The 19,450-nt window shown below is 67.6% G+C and carries 12 protein-coding genes, 1 tRNA gene and 3 pseudogenes; 10 read left to right on the forward strand and 6 right to left on the reverse strand.

From position 1 onward, the window contains the following. Position 1: 1 nt before the first annotated feature. The 6 genes and pseudogenes from BLW17_RS04120 to tsaD all read right to left on the reverse strand — a co-directional run bounded on the left by BLW17_RS04120 (position 2) and on the right by tsaD (position 5,176). Positions 2-1,783 (reverse strand): ABC transporter transmembrane domain-containing protein, encoded by a 1,782-nt coding sequence (locus tag BLW17_RS04120; protein WP_036735578.1) that lies wholly within the window; start codon positions 1,781-1,783, stop codon positions 2-4. Between the two features lie 200 nt (positions 1,784-1,983). Then, positions 1,984-2,376 (reverse strand): DUF1761 domain-containing protein, encoded by a 393-nt coding sequence (locus BLW17_RS04125; RefSeq protein ID WP_036704301.1) that lies wholly within the window; start codon positions 2,374-2,376, stop codon positions 1,984-1,986. A gap of 94 nt (positions 2,377-2,470) precedes the next feature. Next, positions 2,471-2,875: pseudogene (locus tag BLW17_RS04130) on the reverse strand (EVE domain-containing protein); the annotation flags it as partial. Then, positions 2,875-3,147: a YciI family protein gene (locus BLW17_RS04135; protein ID WP_170835578.1), complete on the reverse strand. Its 273-nt coding sequence runs from the start codon at positions 3,145-3,147 to the stop codon at positions 2,875-2,877. The pseudogene BLW17_RS04130 and the gene BLW17_RS04135, both read right to left, overlap by 1 nt. Beyond that, a complete protein-coding gene (locus BLW17_RS04140; RefSeq protein WP_036735580.1) occupies positions 3,144-4,082 on the reverse strand; it encodes an NAD(P)H-dependent glycerol-3-phosphate dehydrogenase in 939 nt (312 codons plus the stop codon). Before BLW17_RS04140 ends, BLW17_RS04135 begins: the two co-directional genes overlap by 4 nt. Continuing rightward, on the reverse strand, positions 4,079-5,176 hold the full coding sequence (gene tsaD / locus BLW17_RS04145) for a tRNA (adenosine(37)-N6)-threonylcarbamoyltransferase complex transferase subunit TsaD (protein ID WP_036735582.1): 1,098 nt from the start codon (positions 5,174-5,176) through the stop codon (positions 4,079-4,081). Before tsaD ends, BLW17_RS04140 begins: the two co-directional genes overlap by 4 nt. A 60-nt stretch (positions 5,177-5,236) precedes the next feature. Between tsaD and BLW17_RS04150 the strand changes: the two genes are divergently transcribed. The 10 genes and pseudogenes from BLW17_RS04150 to BLW17_RS18455 all read left to right on the forward strand — a co-directional run bounded on the left by BLW17_RS04150 (position 5,237) and on the right by BLW17_RS18455 (position 19,414). Next, positions 5,237-5,947 carry a uroporphyrinogen-III synthase gene (locus BLW17_RS04150; RefSeq protein ID WP_074826093.1) on the forward strand — a complete coding sequence of 237 codons (711 nt, stop codon included), beginning with the start codon at positions 5,237-5,239 and terminating at the stop codon, positions 5,945-5,947. A gap of 119 nt (positions 5,948-6,066) precedes the next feature. Next, positions 6,067-8,181 carry a hypothetical protein gene (locus BLW17_RS04155; RefSeq protein WP_074826096.1) on the forward strand — a complete coding sequence of 705 codons (2,115 nt, stop codon included), beginning with the start codon at positions 6,067-6,069 and terminating at the stop codon, positions 8,179-8,181. A 10-nt stretch (positions 8,182-8,191) separates the two neighbouring features. Next, a complete protein-coding gene (locus BLW17_RS04160) occupies positions 8,192-10,072 on the forward strand; it encodes a heme biosynthesis protein HemY (protein WP_074826099.1) in 1,881 nt (626 codons plus the stop codon). Positions 10,073-10,115: 43 nt separating this feature from the next. Then, positions 10,116-10,191, forward strand: a tRNA-Thr gene (locus BLW17_RS04165). Positions 10,192-10,477: 286 nt separating this feature from the next. Further along, positions 10,478-10,573: pseudogene (locus tag BLW17_RS18920) on the forward strand (hypothetical protein); the annotation flags it as partial. A 342-nt stretch (positions 10,574-10,915) separates the two neighbouring features. Further along, on the forward strand, positions 10,916-11,113 hold the full coding sequence (locus tag BLW17_RS04170; RefSeq protein WP_269429089.1) for a helix-turn-helix domain-containing protein: 198 nt from the start codon (positions 10,916-10,918) through the stop codon (positions 11,111-11,113). Beyond that, positions 11,106-14,171, forward strand: a pseudogene (locus tag BLW17_RS04175) (BPTD_3080 family restriction endonuclease). The gene BLW17_RS04170 and the pseudogene BLW17_RS04175 overlap by 8 nt, the downstream one beginning before the upstream one ends. Position 14,172: 1 nt before the next feature. Further along, positions 14,173-15,081: a hypothetical protein gene (locus tag BLW17_RS17645; protein WP_139305900.1), complete on the forward strand. Its 909-nt coding sequence runs from the start codon at positions 14,173-14,175 to the stop codon at positions 15,079-15,081. Positions 15,082-15,084: 3 nt separating this feature from the next. Then, entirely contained in the window at positions 15,085-17,997 is a 2,913-nt protein-coding gene (locus BLW17_RS04185) for a site-specific DNA-methyltransferase (RefSeq protein ID WP_036734651.1), read from the forward strand. Between the two features lie 565 nt (positions 17,998-18,562). After that, complete coding sequence (locus BLW17_RS18455) at positions 18,563-19,414, forward strand: type II toxin-antitoxin system RelE family toxin (RefSeq protein ID WP_231572808.1); 852 nt, start codon at positions 18,563-18,565, stop codon at positions 19,412-19,414. The last annotated feature ends 36 nt before the right edge of the window (positions 19,415-19,450 follow it).

Raw genomic sequence — 19,450 nt, forward strand, 5'->3', positions numbered from 1 at the left:
CTCAGGCCGCCCCGTCCGTGAACTGCAGCCGGGCGAGCCGGGCGTAGAGGCCGCCCTGCGCCACCAGCTCGTCATGCGTGCCCTGCTGGACGATGCGGCCCTTGTCCATGACCACGATCCGGTCGGCCTTCTTCACCGTCGCCAGCCGGTGCGCGACGATGATCGTCGTGCGGTCGCGGGCCAGCGCGTCCACCGCGTCCTGAACCAGCCGCTCGGACTGGGCGTCGAGCGCGCTCGTCGCCTCGTCCAGAAGCAGGATCGAGGCATCGCGCAGGATCGCGCGGGCGATGGCGATGCGCTGCTTCTGGCCGCCCGACAGCATCACCCCGCGCTCGCCCACCTGCGCCTCATAGCCGTCGGGCAGCGCGGTCAGGAAGTCGTGGGCGTTGGCGGCACGGGCGGCGGCCTCGACCTCGGCGTCCGAGGCCTCGGGGCGGCCGAAGCGGATGTTCTCGCGCGCGGTGGTGGCGAAGATCACCGGGTCCTGCGGCACCAGCGCGATGGCGCGGCGGAAATCGGCCCGCGCCATGTCGCGCAGGTCGATCCCGTCCAGCGTGACGCGGCCCGTCTCGGGGTCCCAGAAGCGCAGGATGAGCTGCACGACGGTGGTCTTGCCCGCCCCCGAGGGGCCGACCAGCGCCACCGTCTCGCCCGGCCGGATCGAGAGCGACACGTCCTCGAGCGCCGAGACATCGGGCCGGGTCGGATAGTGGAACGAAACGCCCTCGAGCTCGATCTGCCCGCGCACCGGGCGCGGCAGCGCCACCGGGCGGGCGGGGTCCGTCAGCGCGTCCTGCGTCGCCAGCAGCTCGCCCAGCCGCTCGGTGGCGCCGGCGGCGCGCTGCAACTCGCCCCAGATCTCGGACAGCGCGCCGACCGAGCCCGCGACCATCACCGCGTAGATGACGAACTGCACCAGCTCGCCCACCGTCATGGCGCCCAGCCGCACGTCGCGGGCGCCGATCCACAGGACGCCGGTGACGCCCGCGAAGATCAGGAAGATCACCAGCGCCGTCATCGCCGCCCGCACCCGGATGCGGCGCGCGGCCGAGGCGAACGAGCGTTCGGTCACGTCGGCAAAGCCCGCCCGCGTCGCGTCCTCGGCGGTGAAGGCCTGCACCGTCTGCGCCGCGAGCAGCGTTTCCGACGCGCTGCCCGACGAGGCGGCGATCCAGTCCTGGTTCTCGCGCGAGAGGCCGCGCAGCCGGCGGCCGAGCACGATGATCGGCACCAGCACGACGGGCACGACCAGCATCAGCAGCCCGGTCAGCTTGGCCGAGGTCAGCAGCAGCATCACCAAGCCGCCGACCGCCACCATCGCCTGGCGCAGCGCGAGGCTTACCGACGAGCCGATCACCGACAGGATCAGCGTCGTGTCGGTGGTGATGCGGCTGATGATCTCGCCGGTCATCACCCGCTCGAAGAAGGCGGGCGAGAGGCCGATCACCCGGTCGAAGACCGCGCGGCGGATGTCGGCCACGACCCGCTCGCCCAGCCGGGTGACAAGCGCATAGCGCAGCGCCGTGCCCACGGCGAGGAGCGCCGCGATGCCGATGGCGGCGAGGAAATACTGGTCGAGCAGCCGCGCGCCCTCGTCGAACCCGTCCACGATCCGGCGCACCGCGACCGGCAGGACGAGGCTCACCCCCGCCGTCACCATCAGCGCGAGCAGCGCGCCGGCCAGCAGCAGCCGGTAGGGCCGGACGAACGGCCACAGCGCCGCCAGCGCGCCGATGCGTTTCGTCGCGGGCCGATCGGCGATCGGCTTGGGGCTGCGGGCCATGGGCGGACCTCTCAGGCTGGGACGTCGGGCGGCGAGGGGGCGCGGCAGGGCCGCGCGGCGGACCGGGCGGGTTTAGGCACTCGGCCCGGCCGGGGCAAGCGCAGCCCCCCGGCCCCGCCTGCGGCAAGGCGGCACGGGGGCGGGCCGGTCCGTCCCCCGGGGGCGTGGCGCAAGCGCGCGGCCGGGGCTGGCCTGCGGGGTCAGATGCCGCCCATCACCGCGCCGATCACCGCGCAGGCGGTGATGGCATAGCCCATGTCCACCAGCGTCATGATCATCGGCCGCGGCGAATAGGTGTTCTCGATCACGAACCACGGCGCGACGATGGCCGCGCCGATGCCGAAGCCCCAGCCCATCCCGGCCAGCACCCCGTCGATGCCGGCGCGCACGAACAGCACCCGCAGCATCGCCGCCACCGCCACCAGCGCCACCCCGGCCAGCAGATAGGGCACCACCGAGCGCGCCTTGGGATGACCGATGTTCTGGACCTGCAACGCCGAGGCGTGGGCATAGACCCGGTCGGTCAGGCGGTACCAGATCGCCCCCACGACCCAGGCGAGGATCGCCGCGGCGATCACGATCATCAGCTCCATCGGGTCAGTCCCTCCGTTTGGCCGCGCGTCTGGCGGGCTTGGCTTTGGCCGGGCGGTCGGCGGGCGCATCCTCAGGCGCCTCTTCAGGCGCTTCGGCCAGGGCCAGCACCGCCTCCCACTCCGCGTCGGTCACCGGCTGCACCGACAGGCGCGAGTTGCGCACCAGCACCATATCGGCGAACTGCGGGTCCGCCTTGATCTGGGCCAAGGTCACCGGCCGGGCCAGCGGCTCGACCGCGCGCAGGTCCACGCAGTCCCATTTGGGGTCGTCGGCGGTCGAATCGGGGTGGCTTTCGGCGATCACCTCGACGATGCCCACCACCTCTTTCCCGATGTTCGAGTGGTAGAAGAACCCGCGGTCGCCGACCTTCATCTCGCGCATGACGTTGCGGGCCTGCACGCTGCGCACCCCGTTCCACTCTTCCCCGTCGCGGCCGCGGGCCACGAGGTCGTCCCACGAGAAGGCGTCGGGCTCGGACTTGAACAGCCAGTGCGCCATCAGATCACCTTGCGCCACTCGATGACCTCGACCGACTGGAACAGCCCGGCCGCGGCATAGGGGTCGCCCGCGGTCCAGGCGCGCACCCGCTCGGCGTCGTCGGCCTCGACCACGACCAGCGAGCCGCGCATCTCGCCGTCCTCGACCAGGGGCCCGGCCATGCGGACCATGTCGGCGGCGTTGAGCCAGTCCAGATGCGCCGAGCGCGTCTCGAGCCGGGTCGAGAGATGGCCGGGCTTGTCCCGGCAGATCACGGCGAAAAGCGGCATCATTCCTCCTTGAGCGGGCGGGCGAGCAGCAGCTCCATCGCCTGTTTAACGTCGATCCGGCCCCCGGCAAGCCCGGCGACCAGCGCCGAGATCGGCATCTCGATCCCCTGCGCCGCGGCCAGCCGGGTGACGGCGCGGGCGGTGGCCGCGCCCTCGACCGTCACGGCGGCGCCGAAGGCCGCCCCCTGCCCCAGCGCCTGGCCATAGCGGAAGTTGCGCGACTGGGCCGAGGTCGCGGTCAGGATCAGGTCGCCCAAGCCCGAAAGCCCGGCGAGCGTCTCGGGCTCGGCGCCCTGCGCTGCGGCAAAGCGGGCCATCTCGGCAAAGCCGCGGGTGACGATGGCGGCCCGCGCGCTGTCCCCCAGCCCCGCGCCGATGGCCGCGCCCGCGGCGATGGCGATGACGTTCTTGAGCGCCCCGCCCAGTTCCGCGCCCACCACGTCGGTCGTGCGGTAAAGCCGCAGCGCCGGGGTCGAGAGCTGGTGCTGCAGCGCGTGCCCCGCCTCGGCATCGGCACAGGCGAGCGTCAGCGCGGTCGGCAGGCCGCGGGCGATGTCGGCGGCGAAGCTCGGCCCGGTCAGCACCGCGACCGTCGCCGCGGGGCAGGCCGCGGCCAGCATCCCGGCCGGCGAGCGCCCGGTGGCGAGGTCGATGCCCTTGGCGCAGGCGACCAGCGCCCGCCCCTCCAGCGCCCCCGCGTGGGTCTCGAGGAACCCGCCGAGCGCCTGCGCGGGAATGGCGATCAGCAGCACCTCGGCCCGCGCCTCCGCGAGCCGTTCGGTCACGGTGACGGCGGTGGGCAGGGTCACGCCGGGCAACAGCGGGTTCTCGCCCGTCCAGCCGATCCGTCGCCCCCACAGCACCACCGGCCCCTTGGCCGCCAGCGCGACGGCGAGCGCGGTGCCGAAGGCGCCGGCGCCGAGGACCGCGACGCTCATGCCTTGGCCCCCCGCTTGCCCGCGCCCAGCATCGGCGCGGCGCGCCCGTCGAGCGGCCAGCGCGGGCGCGCCGAAAGCTCCATCCCGTCGCGGTGGCCGAGGCGGAAGCGTTCGATCCCCGCCCAGGCGATCATCGCCGCGTTGTCGGTGCAGAGCGCCAGCGGCGGGGCGAGGAACCGCACCCCGGCGCTGTCCGCCACCGCCTCGAGCGCCGCGCGGATGGTGCGGTTGGCAGCAACGCCCCCGGCCACGGCGAGGACCGGCACCGGGGAGGTGGCGAGCGCCCGGCGGGTCTTTTCCGCCAGCACCTCGGCCACCGCGGCCTGAAACCCCGCGCAGATGTCGGCCCGCACCCCGGCGCGCAGCCCGCCGTCGCGGGCCACCGCCTCGTCCCGGGCGCGCAGCACGGCGGTCTTGAGGCCCGAAAAGCTCATGTCGCAGCCCGGTCGGTCGAGCAGCGGGCGGGGCAGCGGAATGGCGCGGGGGTCGCCCGCGGCGGCCTCGGCCTCGACCGCCGGGCCGCCGGGCTGCGGCAGGCCGAGGAGCTTGGCCACCTTGTCAAAGGCCTCGCCCGGCGCATCGTCGATGGTGCCGCCAAGGCGGGTGAAGTCCTCGGGCCCCTCGACCCGCAGGAACTGGCAATGCCCGCCCGAGACGAGCAGCATGAGGTAGGGAAACCCGATCCCGTCGGTCAGCCGCGGGGTCAGCGCGTGCCCGGCGAGGTGGTTGACCCCCACCAGCGGCAGCCCGGTCCCGGCCGAGATCCCCTTCGCGAGCATCACCCCCGCCATGACCCCGCCGATCAGCCCCGGCCCGGCGGTGACGGCGATGGCGTCGAGATCGCCAAGGCCCACCCTCGCCTCGGCCAGCGCCTGCTCGACGGCGAGGTCGAGCCGTTCGGCATGGGCGCGGGCGGCGATCTCGGGGACGACTCCGCCAAAGGCCGCGTGCAGCGTCTCTTGCCCCGCCACGACCGAGGACAGGATGCGCGGCGCGGCGCCCCCGTCGTCCCGGCCTGCGGCATCGTCCAGCCGCACCACGGCGGCGGCGGTGTCGTCGCAACTGCTCTCGATCCCCAGCACGGTCAGCGTCATGGTTGAAATCACGGGTTGGGACGGCCTATCCCCGCCTAGCACCGGTCCCCGGGAAACGCCATGCAGCCGCCCTTGCCCCCCGTCGTCCTCATCACCCGCCCCGCCCCCGCGGCGCGGCGCTTCGCGGACCAGATCGCCGACCTCGGCCTGGCCACGGTGATCGCCCCGCTGATGCGGATCGTCCCCGTCCCCCACGACAGCGCCGCGGTCGCGGCGGCCGAGGGGCTGGTCCTGACCTCCGAGAACGCCGTCCCCCACGCCGGGCCGGGCCGCGGGCGCCCGGCGATCTGCGTCGGCCCGCGCACGGCCGAGCTGGCCCGCGCGGCGGGCTTTGCGGTGACGCAGGGGCCGGGCGATGCGGCGGGGATGATGCCGCTGCTCACCGGGCTCGGCCCCGGCTGGGTGCACCTGCGCGGGGTGCGCGTCGCGGCCGAGCTGCCGGTGCCGGGGATCGTCGTCTATGACCAGCAGGCGCTGCCCTTGCCGGAGGAGGCCGCCGCCCTGCTCAAGCGTCCGGCGCCGGTGATCCTGCCGCTCTTCTCGCCCCGCGCGGCGGCGCTCGCGGCTGCGGCCGTGGCCGCCGTCGGGCCGGCCGCGCCGCTGTGGCTCGCCCCGATCAGCGCCGCCGCCGACGCGGCCTGGGATCGGGCGTGGACGGGCCCCGCCCCCGCGACGCTGCGTCGCGCCGTGGCGCCCTCGCCCGACGCGCCCGGCATCCGCTGCGTCATCCGCGCGCTCACCCGCGGAACAGAGCCGCCCGGCGCGGGTTGAGCCGCACGGCGCTGCTCTCTACTGTGACGCCACCCGCGCGGTTCGTGCGCGGGCCGAACCGCCAAATCACGACGCCGGGGACGACGCCCCGCCCGTCCGCCGCAAGGGATCGCCGCGCCATGACCGACCGCAAGGATACCGCGAAACCCGGCAAGACGCCCGCCGGCCAGCCCGCCGCCGGCACCAAGGCCGCCGCGCCGGGCAGCGTGGTGGACCTGCGCGAGGCGCCGCCGGTCGAGCGGGCCGGGCCGGGCATGGCGAAATCGGGCGAGCCGGCCCCGTCGGTCGAGTCGTCGCTGGTCGGCACCGGCGGCGTGGCGGGTATGGCCCCGCGCGATGCGGCGGCCTCGGGTCGTGCCGACGCTGAGGCGCCCGTGGGCAAGATGGGGGTCGGGGCTGCGGGCGCGGCCGACAAGCCGTTGAAGGCAGGGGCCGATGCGTCGCCGGCCTCGGTGCGCGCCGAAAGCCCCACGATCACCCGCGACACCACGCCCGGCAAACCTGCCGAGTCCACGCCGAAAACCTCCGCGGACCGCCCGGCGCCCGACGCTCCCAAGTCCGACGCCGCCATTCCCCCGCGCGCCAGCACCGAAGGCACCACCCGCTCCTCGGTCCCGCCCACCTTCAACGAGTCGCGCAGCCCGGCCCCGGCGCCGGCCCACACTCCGGCCCCGGCCAAACCCGCCCCCGCCCCCCGGCGCGGCGGCTTCGCGCCGCTGTTCCTCGGCGGCGTCGTCGCCGCGGGGCTCGGCGCCGGGGCCGCGTGGTGGGCGATCCCGCGCCTGCCCGCCGCGTGGCAGCCTGCGCCCGCGCCCGCCGCGGCACCCGAGATCGACACCGCGGCGCTCGCCGAACAGGCCGCCGCCGCCGCCCGCGCCGAGATCGACAGCCGCGCCGCGGCGATCGAGACCCGCGCCGCCGAAGCCGCCCAGCAGGCCGCCACAAGCGCCGCCGAGGCCGCCAGCCGCGCGGCCGGTGCCAGCCTCGTCCCGGACCGCGAGGCGCTGCTGACCGAGGCGCGGCAGGCCGGCTCGGACGCCGCCGCCAAGCTGATTGCCGAGGCCCCCGCCACGCCCCAGCCCGACGGCGCGATCCAGTCCACGCTGGCCGCGCAGGCCCAGGAGCTCGCCGCGCTCGACACGCGGCTGCGCGAGCTGGCATCCGCCCAGCCCGGCGACCTCGACGCGCTGCGCCAGCAGGTCGAGACGCTGGCCGCGCGCGAGCCCGTCGATCTCGCCCCGCTGCGCCAGCAGGTCGAGGACCTCGCCGCCCGCCCGCCGGTGGATCTGGAGCCCCTGCGACAGGAGGTGCAGGCGCTCGCCGCCCGCCCGACCGTGGATCAGGCGACCGCCGACCGGCTCGAACAGCTCGCCGCTGACGCCGAGGCCGCGACGGCGCGCATCAACCAGGCCGCCGACGAAGCCGAGGCGCGGCTGGCCGAGGCCGAGGCCCGTGCCGCCGACCTGCGCGCCGCCGCCGACGAGGCCGCCCGCCGCGCCCGCACCGCCGCCGCGGCAAGCGCGCTCGGCACCGCGATCCAGACCGGCGCCCCGCGCGAGGCGGCGCTGGCCCAGTTGCAGGAGGCCGGCGTGACCCCGCCCCCCGCGCTGACCGTCGAGGTGCCGACGCTCGAGGCGCTCGCCGCCGAGTTCCCGCCCGCCGCCCGCGCCGCGCTGCGCGCCGAATTGCGCAGCGATGCGGCCTCGGGCCGCGGCAGCGCCATCGGCAACTTCCTGCGCGCCCAGACCGGGGCGCGCTCGGTCACCCCGCACGAGGGGTCGGACGCCGACGCGGTGCTGTCGCGCGCCGGCGCGGCCGTCGACCGCGGCGACATTGCCGCGGCGCTCAAGGAACTTGAGGCGCTGCCCGCCCCGGCCCGCCCGGCGATGGAGCCGTGGATCGCCCGCGCCCGCGCCCACGCCGACGCCACCGCGGCGATCGGTGCGCTGACCTCCCCCTCGACGCCTGAGCCGGCGGGGGATGCTGCGGCGCCTGTCGCGCCTGCGCCGACACAGGCCGCGCCGGCGGCGGAGCCGGCACCTGCCGCTCCGGCGACCGAACCCACCAATCCCGCGCCCGCGGCCGAGCCTGCTTCTGCCACCGCCCCGGTGGACGCCATCTCGGTCGGCCGCCCGGCGGCGGTCGAGGCCGCGGCGCCGTCTGCGGTCGCGCCGCCGGCCGACGTGCCGCCGCCGGTCGCTACCCCCTCCCCTGCCGCAACCCCGTCGAATTGAGGTCCGCCCGATGCTGCTCACGCTTCTGAAGGTCACGTTCTTCTTCGGCGTCGTCCTCGCGGCGGCGCTGGGGGCGATGCACCTTGCGCAGACCGGGCACCCGCTGGTGCTGCAGTTCAACGGTGTCGAATACACCTTCGGCCCGGTGCAGGCCGCGGTGGCGGCGATCCTGTTCATCCTCGCCAGCTGGGTGATCGTCCAGCTTCTGCGGCTGGCGCTCGCGTTCATCCGCTTCCTCGCCGGCGACCGCACCGCCATCGACCGCTATTTTGACCGCTCGCGCGAGCGGAAGGGGTATCAGGCGCTGGCCGAGGGGATGCTCGCCGTCGCCTCGGGCGAGGGGCGGCTGGCGCAGGACCAGGCGTCGAAGGCCGCGAAATACCTCGACCAGCCGCATCTGACCAACCTGCTCGCCGCGCAGGCGGCCGAGACCGCGGGCGATGCCCGCCGCGCCGAAGAGGTCTACCGCGAGATGCTGGCCGACGCCCGGACCCGCTTCGTCGGCATCCGCGGGCTCATGCAGCAGAAGCTGGCCATGGGCGAGACCGACACCGCCCTGCGGTTGGCGGAAAAGGCCTATGCGCTGAAGCCCGCGCACACCGACCTGCAGAACACCCTGCTGACGCTCCAGACCCGCGAGCACGACTGGAAGGGCGCCCGCCAGACGCTGCGCGACAAGCGCAAGCAGGGCACCCTGCCGCAGGACGTCCACCTGCGCCGCGACGCCGTGCTGGCGCTGCAGGAGGCGTCCGAGGTGCTGGCGCACGGCAACTCGATCAGCGCCCGCGAGGCGGCGATCAGCGCCAACCGCGCCTCGCCCGACCTCGTGCCGGCGGCGGTGCTGGCGGCGCGCAGCTACCTCGCGCAGAAGGACACCCGCAACGCGAGCCGCCTGCTGCAGAAGGCGTGGGAGGCGCAGCCGCACCCGGCGCTCGCCGCGGTCTATGCCGAGATCGTGCCGGACGAGACCCCGGCCCAGCGGCTGCGGCGGTTCGACGACCTGCTGCGCCACAAGCCCGACCACCCCGAGACGCGGATGCTGCGCGCCGAGCTGGCGCTCGCGGCCGAGGATTTCCCCGCCGCCCGCCGGGCGCTCGGCGATCTGGCCGAGACGCAGCCGACGACGCGCTCGCTGGCGATCCGCGCGGCGGTCGAGCGGGGCGAGGGCTCTGACGACAGCGTCGTGCGCGGCTGGCTGGCGCGGGCCATGAACGCGAGCCGCGGGCCGCAGTGGGTCTGCGACAACTGCCACAACGTGATGGCCGACTGGGCGCCGGTCTGCGACAGCTGCCACGGGTTCGACACGCTGAGCTGGCGCGAGCCGCCGGTGGCGGCGCGGATGGCGGGGGCGAGCAATGGCGTCGAGATGCTGCCACTGATCGTCGGCCGCCCGGCCGGGTCCGAGGCGCACGTCGACCAGAGCTTCACCGAGGCCGACGCCTACGCCGAGGGCACCGACGCGCCTCGCCACTTGCCCGGACCGCGTCCCGCCGCCTCGGCGGCGCAACCGGTGAGCAACCCGGCACCCGCCAAGCGCCGCACGACGCGGACCGAGGTGCCGAGCGTCGCGCCGGGGATTGTCCCGCGCGAGTCGGACTATGCCCCCTCCTCGACCGTCACCGACCCCGAGCCGCTGCGCCTTGACCCCGCCGCGCGCCGGGGCGGCGAGACTGCGACCGTGGTCACCGTGACCGAGGTTTCGCCGCCGCCGGCCGTCGAGATCACCCCTCCGCCCGCCTCGGGAGGCGACCGGCTTATGGCGACCGATGCCGGCAAGACGCCTGTGGCGCCTCGCGCGGCCGCGCCGGCGCCGGTCGCGGATGACAGCGGCAACCCGCCCGTGCGCCCGGACGTCGAGCCGCCGCTCGCCGAGGCGACGGATTCGCGCTGACCCCCTTTTCCCCCGCGCGGGAAGGTGCTAACCCGCGCGGCACGCCGCAGTAGCTCAGCTGGTAGAGCACGTCATTCGTAATGATGGGGTCGGGGGTTCGAGTCCCTTCTGCGGCACCAAAATATTCTCATTTTATACACTTGATCCGATGCTTTCTTGGATCGATCCGGTTTGTTACCTTATCAAACCTATCGTTTGCTGTCGTTTGCAGAACCTTGAGCGGTGTGGGCTTGGCACGATCAGTGCGCTCTACGTTAACCGGTTGCTCGGACGAACAGGAATCGAAGCGCTACAGCTTCCATGGCGAGGCCAATAACCTTGATCTGATGCGCCGTCTCCGTACGATCGCCGGCGTCGGGACGATCACGACAATGGCTGTAAAGGCATTCGCGCCGGCCTAGACGCGTTCCCTCACGGAGGCACTTATCTGCTTGGCTGGGCCTCGCTTCGCGGCAGCATCTATCCGGCAGCGAACAGCCCCTCGGCGAACGTCGAAGGTAGCCCAGCGCTGCACCCAATGAAAATTCTCTGCGCCGGGCGAACGCGCAACTGTCGCAGATAGGCATAGATCAGCTACCGGCCCCGGTCGCGGCTAGATCAACGACTAGTGTCACGTCAGTCACACTCAGGACAAAGTAGAAGAGCGTGAGGCCGCGCCCGCGGCTGAACTTCTGGTAAACTCTCAGTATAGGATCGGAGCGGTGGACGTGCTAAAGACGCTCTCCTATCAGCAGGTAAGGAATCAAGCGCAACCCCCTAGCAGTATGTCCTAGCAATCTGTGTCATAGTCTCGCACCCTCCCCTTCATCAAGTCCGAGAAGAAGCTGTCCGATAACGGGCCCGATTCTCACGTTCCCAAAGGTTGCCATTTTGTTGAAGGTCACACAAAATACCGCCTACTCGACGGCTCACACCGGTCGGATCCCAGCGTTCAAGATTCGGGGTCAAGCGCGTTTCAAGAGCGATGCTATTGATCGATTGATCGACCAACAGAAGGCAGGGGTCGAGTGGAATGCCTTAGAGGACTTCTGCGATGTCTGAGCAGTTCTTCGAAAAGCCGATCCTAAATTCCCCCTACGAATATCCGGGCCGCCATTGGGAACTGGATGCAGACGGCCAGCCAACGAATCGCATTATCGATACCAGGCGCCATTCCGACCTGATCACACCGGTCCCCAAGACGAAGAAGCAGCGGAAAAGCCAGAAGCAGGGCGCTCTTCTTCTGGGTGCTGATGACGATCTTTCGACGGCTGAGCTGGAATACAACCCTACCCCGATCATCAACGAGGTTCGGGGACATGTCGAAACGTGGCGCAATCTTCCCAACCCAGACCAGTGGCTCGTGACCCCGGAAACAGCCCGACTGTTGCAACATTGGCGACACCACAAATTCGAGGGGGTCCAGCCCTTCTTTTGCCAGATCGAAGCCGTCGAAACCTCGATCTGGTTGACCGAGGTCGCGCCGAAAATGGGGCCGCGCGTGGCCAAGTTCTGGGCGCACATCAAGGGGGCCAACGAGCAGGCCAATCCCGAACTGATGCGCCTTGCGTTGAAGCTTGCGACCGGGGCTGGCAAGACCACCGTCATGGCGATGCTGATCGCGTGGCAGACGGTTAACGCCGTGCGTCACCCAAACAGCAAGCAGTTCTCTAGCCGGTTCTTGATCGTTTCCCCTGGCATTACCATCCGCGACCGCTTGCGTGTCCTGTTGCCGAACGATCCCGAAAGCTACTACCGCTCGCGCGAAATCACGCCGCCCGACATGCTACGAGATATCCAGGCTGCGAAGATCGTCATTACCAACTATCACGCCTTCAAACTGCGTGAGAAACTGGTGATCGCAAAGGGAACCCGACAGGCTTTATAGGGCTGGCGGGGTGACAAGGTCCCGACGCTGGAGACCGAAGGAGAGATGATCCAGAGGGTTATGGGCGACCTGATGGGCCAGAAAAACATCGTCGTCCTGAACGACGAGGCGCATCATTGTTATCGCGAGCGGGTGAAGGACGCCGTTGGCGAGACAGAGGAAGATCTGAAGGGCGACGAGAAAAGCGAGGCCAAGGAGAACAACGAGGCCGCCCGCATGTGGATTTCTGGTCTCGAAGCGGTCAAGCGGAAGCTCGGCATCAGCATCGTCTATGACCTGTCGGCAACGCCATTCTTCCTTCGCGGCTCAGGATACATCGAGGGCACCCTGTTTCCTTGGACGATGTCCGACTTCTCCCTGATGGACGCCATCGAATGCGGCATTGTGAAACTGCCGCGGGTGCCTATCGCCGACAATGTGCCAGGCGGCGATACGCCTAAGTTCCGCAACCTCTGGAATCATATCGGCAAGAAGCTCCCCAAGAAGGGACGTGCGGCAGGCAAGGCGCTCGATCCGTTCAGCCTACCGGTCGAACTGTTGACCGCCTTGGAAGCCTTGTACGGTCACTACGAAAAGACATTCGAGCTCTGGCAAGACAAGAGGATCGGCGTTCCGCCGGTTTTTATAGTCGTCTGCAACAACACGGCGACGTCGGAACTGATCTACAAGTACATCTCAGGTTTTGACCGGGTCAGTGACGATGGCACCGAGACTACGCTTGAAAATGGGCGCCTTGCGCTTTTCCGGAACTATGATGACTTCGGCAACCGCATGCCGCGGCCGAACACTATCCTGATCGACAGCGCGCAGCTGGAAGCGGGCGAGGCACTCGACAAGGATTTCCGCGAGATGGCGGCTGTCGAGATCGAGCAATTCAAACGCGAGATGGTCGAGCGAACGGGCGACATAACGGCAGGCCAGAAGATCGACGAACCAACCCTCCTGCGCGAGGTCATGAACACCGTCGGCAAGAAGGGCCGCCTCGGTGAACAGATCCGCTGCGTGGTCTCGGTCTCCATGCTGACCGAAGGGTGGGACGCGAATACCGTCACCCACGTTCTTGGCGTCCGCGCCTTCGGCACGCAACTGCTGTGCGAACAGGTGATCGGAAGGGCTCTTCGGCGCCAGTCATACGAACTGAACGACGAGGGGCTCTTCAACGTCGAATACGCCGATGTTTTAGGCATCCCCTTCGACTTCACGGCGAAACCGGTGATCTCCCCCCCGGCGGCGCCGCGCGAAACAGTCCGCGTCCACGCTGTAAAACCAGAGCGCGACGCACTGGAAATCACCTTCCCTCGCGTCGAGGGCTACCGTGTCGAACTGCCGGATGAACGGCTCGAGGCCAACTTCGGTCCCGACCACGTTCTGGAACTGACCCCGCAGCTGCTTGGCCCTTCGACCACCACCAACCAAGGAATCATTGGTGAAGGTGTGGACCTTACGCTTGAGCATCTGGACGACATGCGCTCGTCCACCATCCTGTTTCACCTGGCGCGGCACCTTCTCTACACCAAAGACCGCGACCCCGGAGAGGTACCGAAGCTGCACCTCTTTGGCCAGTTGAAGCGCATCACCCGCCAGTGGCTCGACGGCGGCTACCTGAAATGCTCGGGGGGCACCTATCCCGCGCAGCTGATCTACAAGGAAATTGCCGATATGGCGGCCGAGCGGATCAAGGCGGCCATCACCGAAACGCTGAAGGGAGAGAACCAGATCAAGGCTATCCTCGACGCCTACAATCCCACCGGCACGACCGCCTTCGTCAACTTCACCACGTCCAAGGCACTTCGCTGGCGGACCCGCCTGGACAAGTCCCATGTCAATTGGGTCGTTTGCGACAGCGAGTGGGAAGCGGAATTTGCTCGGGTGGCGGAAGGTCATCCCCGAGTACTGTCCTACGTCAAGAACCAGGGGCTCGGCCTCGAGGTGCCCTACCTCTCCGGCTCTACCCCGCGCAAATACCTGCCCGACTTCATCGTCAAGGTCGATGACGGCCGCCGCACCGAGGACGGCAAGCCTGACCCGCTGAACATCATCGTCGAAATCAAGGGCTACCGCGGCGAGGATGCCAAAGACAAGGCGAACACCATGCGCGCCTACTGGGTGCCGGGCGTGAACAACCTCGGTAAGTTCGGGCGCTGGGAGTTTGCCGAGTTCACCGCCGTTTATGATGTGGAAGCGGGATTCGCAAAGCTGATTGAAAATCTAGTGAGCTCGGAGACCCGGTGAGATGACTAGGATCCCCATCAAGCCAACGAACGAAAACTTTGACAAGTATGCCGAACCAGTATTGGCCAGATGGCTCATCGAGGCGGCAATGAACAGAACGGATATTACGTACGGAGAGGCAATGCTTCGCCTCGAACAACAGGTAGGATTCTCGAGCATCGGTCGTGCAACCCGCTTAGGGTACTGCGCGGGTCAGATAATTCATAACATCCAAGCCAACTTTCCTGATCCGCCACTCTTGAATGCGCTGCTGGTACTGCAAGAAGATCATATGCCAAGCACCGGTGCGGGCAGTTTCCTGGCCGCCCACTTCAACCAACCAAGGCTTGCATCACAGGGCTTTCGAGATAGCAAGCCCGCAATCTGGCGTGAATACTTCGAGAGTGCAGCAGAGGAAGTCTACGCCTTCCCAGATTGGCCGAGAGTCTATCGAAAGGTCTATGGTACGCCGTATAAGCCTGACACCAGCAAAATGTCACCATCGAGTCCGACCGGTGGCGCTGAAAAGGATGGCATTGCCAGGGGGCGAGGCGGAGAAGGCCCTAATCACAAGGCGCTTCGCCTGTGGGTGAAGGCAAATCCAGCCGCAGTTTTCCCAAGGCTGCAAGTCACTCGCACGGATACGGAGATTGATTTGCTCTCCGGGGACCGTGTTGACGTCGTCTACTACGCACCAGAACGCACGATCGCCTTGGAAGTGAAGTCGAAGGACTCGAACGAGGCAGACCTGACCCGTGGCATCTACCAGTGCGTCAAGTATCGAGCGGTAATGCAGGCTATGGATCCGCGCGATGACGCTGACATCTGGGCCGTATTGGTCACGGAGCAAAAGTTGCCCGGCTATTTGAAGGAACTGGCAAAACGGCTTGAGGTCCCGCACAAGCTGGTCTCGCCCAAGAAAGCTACCTGACCCATGGCCAAGAAACCCATCGAGGTCGAGACCCTCACCCACGTCGCCACGCGCAAGAACATCCCGACGGCCGAGTTCGAAAGCCTGATGCGGGATCAGGACAAGACACCGATCCAGCTTGCGTACGAACGTCGCAACCGTGACCTTGACCCGCAGCTCGTCTGGCGCGGCAAGGATGAGCAGGACTGGTCCGACCTGATCGTCCAGGCCCCGCCGCTGTACATTCAGGAAAAGGTCCATCCCAAGGTCATCATCGACGACCTGAAGCGCGAAAGCGCCGACCGCGCGAAAGCGGCCAAGGGCGCCCCGCAGGTCGACATGTTCGCCGATTTCAACGGCCTGCCCGATGCCGAGGCCGCGACCGAGTTCTACCAGCACGACCAGCACTGGTCGAACCGGATGATCAGCGGCGACAGCCTGTCGGTGATGGCATCCTTGGCCGAGCGCGAGGGGCTGCGCGGTCAGGTGCAGTGCATCTATTTCGACCCGCCCTATGGCATCAAGTTCAACTCCAACTTCCAGTGGTCCACCACCAGCCGCGACGTCAAGGATGGCGACAAGACCCATGTGACGCGCGAACCCGAGCAGGTCCGCGCCTTTCGCGACACCTGGAAGGACGGAATCCACTCCTACCTGACCTACCTGCGCGACCGGCTGACCGTGGCGCGCGATCTGTTGGCCGAGAGCGGCAGCATCTTCGTGCAGATCGGCGACGAGAACGTTCACCGCGTGCGGGGGCTGATGGATGAGGTGTTTGGGGACGAGAATTTCTGCGGCCAGATCATGGTGCAGAAGACTTCCGGCGCCGGGAGCCCCGCTATCGGCACAGACGTTCTTGCAGCCGTCACAGACTACGTCGTCTGGTTCGCCAAGAAGAAAGAAGTTGTGAAGTATCGCCAACTCTACCGGGAGAAACTACTCGGGGAGGAAGGAACCACGCAGTATGTAAACTGCCGCATCCGTGATGCCATGAAAGATGTTCGCCTTTCCCAGGTCGAAGGAATTCCCGACAATAACGATGTCTTTGCTTCTGACAACTTGACCAGCCCTACTGGGGCCGTAACAACTACCTTCCGCACGTTTGTTGAGGGAAACGGGTTTCAGCCAAAGAAAGGCGGTTGGAAGACGAATGCGGCAGGGATGAAGAATCTGACCCTCGCATCTCGCCTTAAGCCCATCGGAAATACGCTTATGTATCGTCGATACCTCAATGACTTTGGGGTATCGCCAATCAATAACCTCTGGCGAGACGTCCTCTTCACTGGCTTTGCAGAGGACAAAATCTACGTTGTGCAATCCGCTCAGCGACTTGTCCAACGCTGCATCCTGATGACCACCGACCCCGGCGATCTGGTGCTCGATCCCACCTGTGGCTCGGGCACCACGGCCTATGTCGCCGAACAATGGGGGCGGCGCTGGATCACCATCGACACCAGCCGTGTCGCCATCGCCCTCGCCCGGTCCCGCCTGATGGGCGCGCGCTATCCCTATTACCTGCTGGCCGACAGCCCCGAAGGCCAGCAGAAAGAGGCCGAGGTCACGCGCTCCGTCCCCCGATCTACCCCCACCCACGGCAGCATCCGCCAAGGCTTCGTCTATGACCGCGTGCCGCACATCACGCTGAAATCCATCGCCAACAACGCCGAAATCGACGTGATCTGGGACAGGCTCCAACCTGCCGTCGAAGACGCCATCACCGCCCTCAACACCGCGCTGCGCGGCCACCGCCCCCCCTTCAAGGTGGAAACCGGGGGGCGCGCGGGCGCGAAGATCGACTTCACCGCGGGGGGTGAGGTCAAGCTCCCCTCCGGCGAAATGGCCCCGGCAAACGGCCTGATGGAATGGGAAATCCCGCGCGAGGCCCCCGCCGACTGGCCCACCCCCGCCAAGGCGGCGCTGGCCACGTTCTGGGAGGCCCGCATCGCCCGGCAAAAGGAGATCGACGCCTCCATCGCCGCCAAGGCCGATTTCGAATACCTCTACGACAAGCCCTTCGCCGACAAGGACAAGTTCCGTGTCGCCGGGCCCTTCACGGTCGAGAGCCTCTCGCCACACCGAACACTTGCCGTGGACTGGGACGACGAGCTGATCGACCTGCACGATGCCGCCGAGGGCAAGCGCAGGGCCGCCGAGGCCCCGCGCGACGTCACCGACTTCGCCCACATGATCCTGGAAAACCTCAAAGCCGCAGGCGTGCAGCAGGCGCACAAGGAGGACCGGATCACCTTCACCAGCCTCAAGGGCTGGCCCGGCAAGTGGGTGGCGGCCGAGGGCGCCTTCATGGAAGGCGACACCCAGCGTCGCGCGGGCGTGTTCATCGGGCCCGAGTTCGGCACCGTCTCTCGTCCCGATCTGGTCGCCGCAGCCCGCGAGGCAGGCGACGCCGGTTTCGACGTTCTGATCTGCTGCGCCTTCAACTATGACGCCCACAGTTCCGAATTCGACAAGCTCGGCCGCATCCGCGTGCTGAAGGCTCGGATGAACCCGGACCTCCATATGGGCGGCGACCTGAAATCCACCGGCGCAGGCAACCTGTTCGTGATCTTCGGCGAGCCTGACATACGCATCACGGATGACGGGGAGGGCATGGTGCGGGTTCAGGTCTTCGGCGTGGACGTGTTCAAGCCGCAGACTGGTGAGGTGCAAAGCGAAGGCACCGACGGAATCGCGCTGTGGATGCTGGACACCGACTATAACGAGGAGTCGTTCTTCGTCCGCCACGCCTATTTCCTCGGCGCTAACGACCCCTACAAGGCGCTGAAGACCACGCTGAAGGCAGAGATCGACGAGGAGGCGTGGGAGAGCCTGTATTCGGACACCTCGCGCCCCTTCCCAAAGCCGAAGTCGGGGCGGATCGCGGTGAAGGTGATCAATCACCTCGGAGATGAGGTGATGAAGGTGTTTGCGGTAGAGTGATGATCAAGAACTATGGGTTATTCTGGAAGCGCGAGGCGGTTCACTGGAATCCTGGCGGTCGGCGAGGAAGCCCACGAGGACACCTAATCGGCAGCCACTTAGTCGAAAGGCGACAGCAACAGGTCAACTTTCGTGATCAAGTCGGTATCTACTGCCTGTATGACGATAACTTCAGGCTGCTTTATACCGGACAAGCTGGGTTCGGAAACGCAACTCTATTCGGAAGGCTTCGAAGCCACACGAACGACCCTCTCTCTGAGAGGTGGACCAAGTTCTCATGGTTTGGTCTAAAAGGACTTCTGCACGAGGGCGACAGGTATGTCTTGCAGAATCAAGTCGACGCCAATGGACTTGAACTTAATGAAGTACTCAACTCACTAGAAGGAATAATAATAGTTAGTGCGGAGCCGCCACTCAATCGGAGAGGTCCAAACTTTGGGGCGGCGCAGAAATTCTCACAGTATCGAGACCTCAAGAATGTCTATCCCTCTCAGATTGATATGATCAAGGACATATGGGACAGTGTGCCCGCGGAGGAGGACGACGCTGAGGCAGGAGATCAGTGATGGAGTTCCGGATCGCCGACACCTTCACCGACAGTCTCGGTCGCCTGACGGCGCAAGAGCAAAAGGCGGCTAAAACCGCTGCTTTCGACTTGCAACTGGACCCGACCTCGAATGGACTGTCCTTCCATAAACTGGACCGCGCAAAGGATCCGAACTTCTGGTCGGTTCGGGCAAACGCCGACATCCGTATCATCGTCCATCGCACGGCAGCAAGCATCCTACTGGTCTACGTCGACCACCACGACAACGCTTACAAATGGGCCGAACGCCGCAAGATCGAACGACATCCGACGACCGGCGCCATGCAGTTGGTGGAGGTACGCGAGCGGGTTGAAGAGGTAGAAATATTCAAGCCCAAAGAGGTGGCCGCTACACCAGCGCCACTCACAAAGCCCGCGGCCCTCCTGTTCGACAATCTGCGCAAGTTCGAACTGATGGCCTTCGGTGTGCCCGAGGAATGGGTAAGCGACGTTCGGGCCGCCACCGAGGACACGCTGTTCGACCTGATCGAGCACTTGCCGCAAGAGGCGCAGGAGGCGCTCCTGAAACTGGCAGTTGGCGAGGAGCCGGAACCGCCCGAACTTGCGCCGGTCGAAGCCGATCCCTTTGCCCACCCCGACGCGCAGCGCCGCTTCCGCGTTTTGACCAATGCAGAAGAACTGAAGCAGGCGCTCGACTATCCTTGGGACAAGTGGGCGGTGTTCTTACACCCGGCCCAAGCCGACCTTGTCGAGCGATCCTTTTCGGGCCCAACGCGGGTTTCGGGATCGGCCGGTACGGGCAAAACCATCGTTGCCCTTCATCGTGCGGTTCATCTTGCCCGTGCCCATCCTTCCGCAAGAGTCCTGTAACAACGTTTTCAAAGCCGCTTGCGAACGCCCTGCGGC

Origin of the sequence: Paracoccus sanguinis, from assembly GCF_900106665.1 — a bacterium.
In the GTDB taxonomy this organism is placed as follows: domain Bacteria; phylum Pseudomonadota; class Alphaproteobacteria; order Rhodobacterales; family Rhodobacteraceae; genus Paracoccus; species Paracoccus panacisoli.

Excerpts from the sequence above, each read along its gene's own strand:
- BLW17_RS04185 (WP_036734651.1), top strand. The coding sequence starts at position 15,085 with ATGGCCAAGAAACCCATCGAGGTCGAGACCCTCACCCACGTCGCCACG.
- BLW17_RS18455 (WP_231572808.1), top strand. The coding sequence starts at position 18,563 with ATGGAGTTCCGGATCGCCGACACCTTCACCGACAGTCTCGGTCGCCTG.
- BLW17_RS04150 (WP_074826093.1), top strand. The coding sequence starts at position 5,237 with ATGCAGCCGCCCTTGCCCCCCGTCGTCCTCATCACCCGCCCCGCCCCC.
- BLW17_RS17645 (WP_139305900.1), top strand. The coding sequence starts at position 14,173 with ATGACTAGGATCCCCATCAAGCCAACGAACGAAAACTTTGACAAGTAT.
- BLW17_RS04140 (WP_036735580.1), bottom strand. The coding sequence starts at position 4,082 with ATGAGCGTCGCGGTCCTCGGCGCCGGCGCCTTCGGCACCGCGCTCGCC.
- tsaD (WP_036735582.1), bottom strand. The coding sequence starts at position 5,176 with ATGACGCTGACCGTGCTGGGGATCGAGAGCAGTTGCGACGACACCGCC.
- BLW17_RS04160 (WP_074826099.1), top strand. The coding sequence starts at position 8,192 with ATGCTGCTCACGCTTCTGAAGGTCACGTTCTTCTTCGGCGTCGTCCTC.
- BLW17_RS04135 (WP_170835578.1), bottom strand. The coding sequence starts at position 3,147 with ATGATGCCGCTTTTCGCCGTGATCTGCCGGGACAAGCCCGGCCATCTC.
- BLW17_RS04155 (WP_074826096.1), top strand. The coding sequence starts at position 6,067 with ATGACCGACCGCAAGGATACCGCGAAACCCGGCAAGACGCCCGCCGGC.
- BLW17_RS04120 (WP_036735578.1), bottom strand. The coding sequence starts at position 1,783 with ATGGCCCGCAGCCCCAAGCCGATCGCCGATCGGCCCGCGACGAAACGC.
- BLW17_RS04125 (WP_036704301.1), bottom strand. The coding sequence starts at position 2,376 with ATGGAGCTGATGATCGTGATCGCCGCGGCGATCCTCGCCTGGGTCGTG.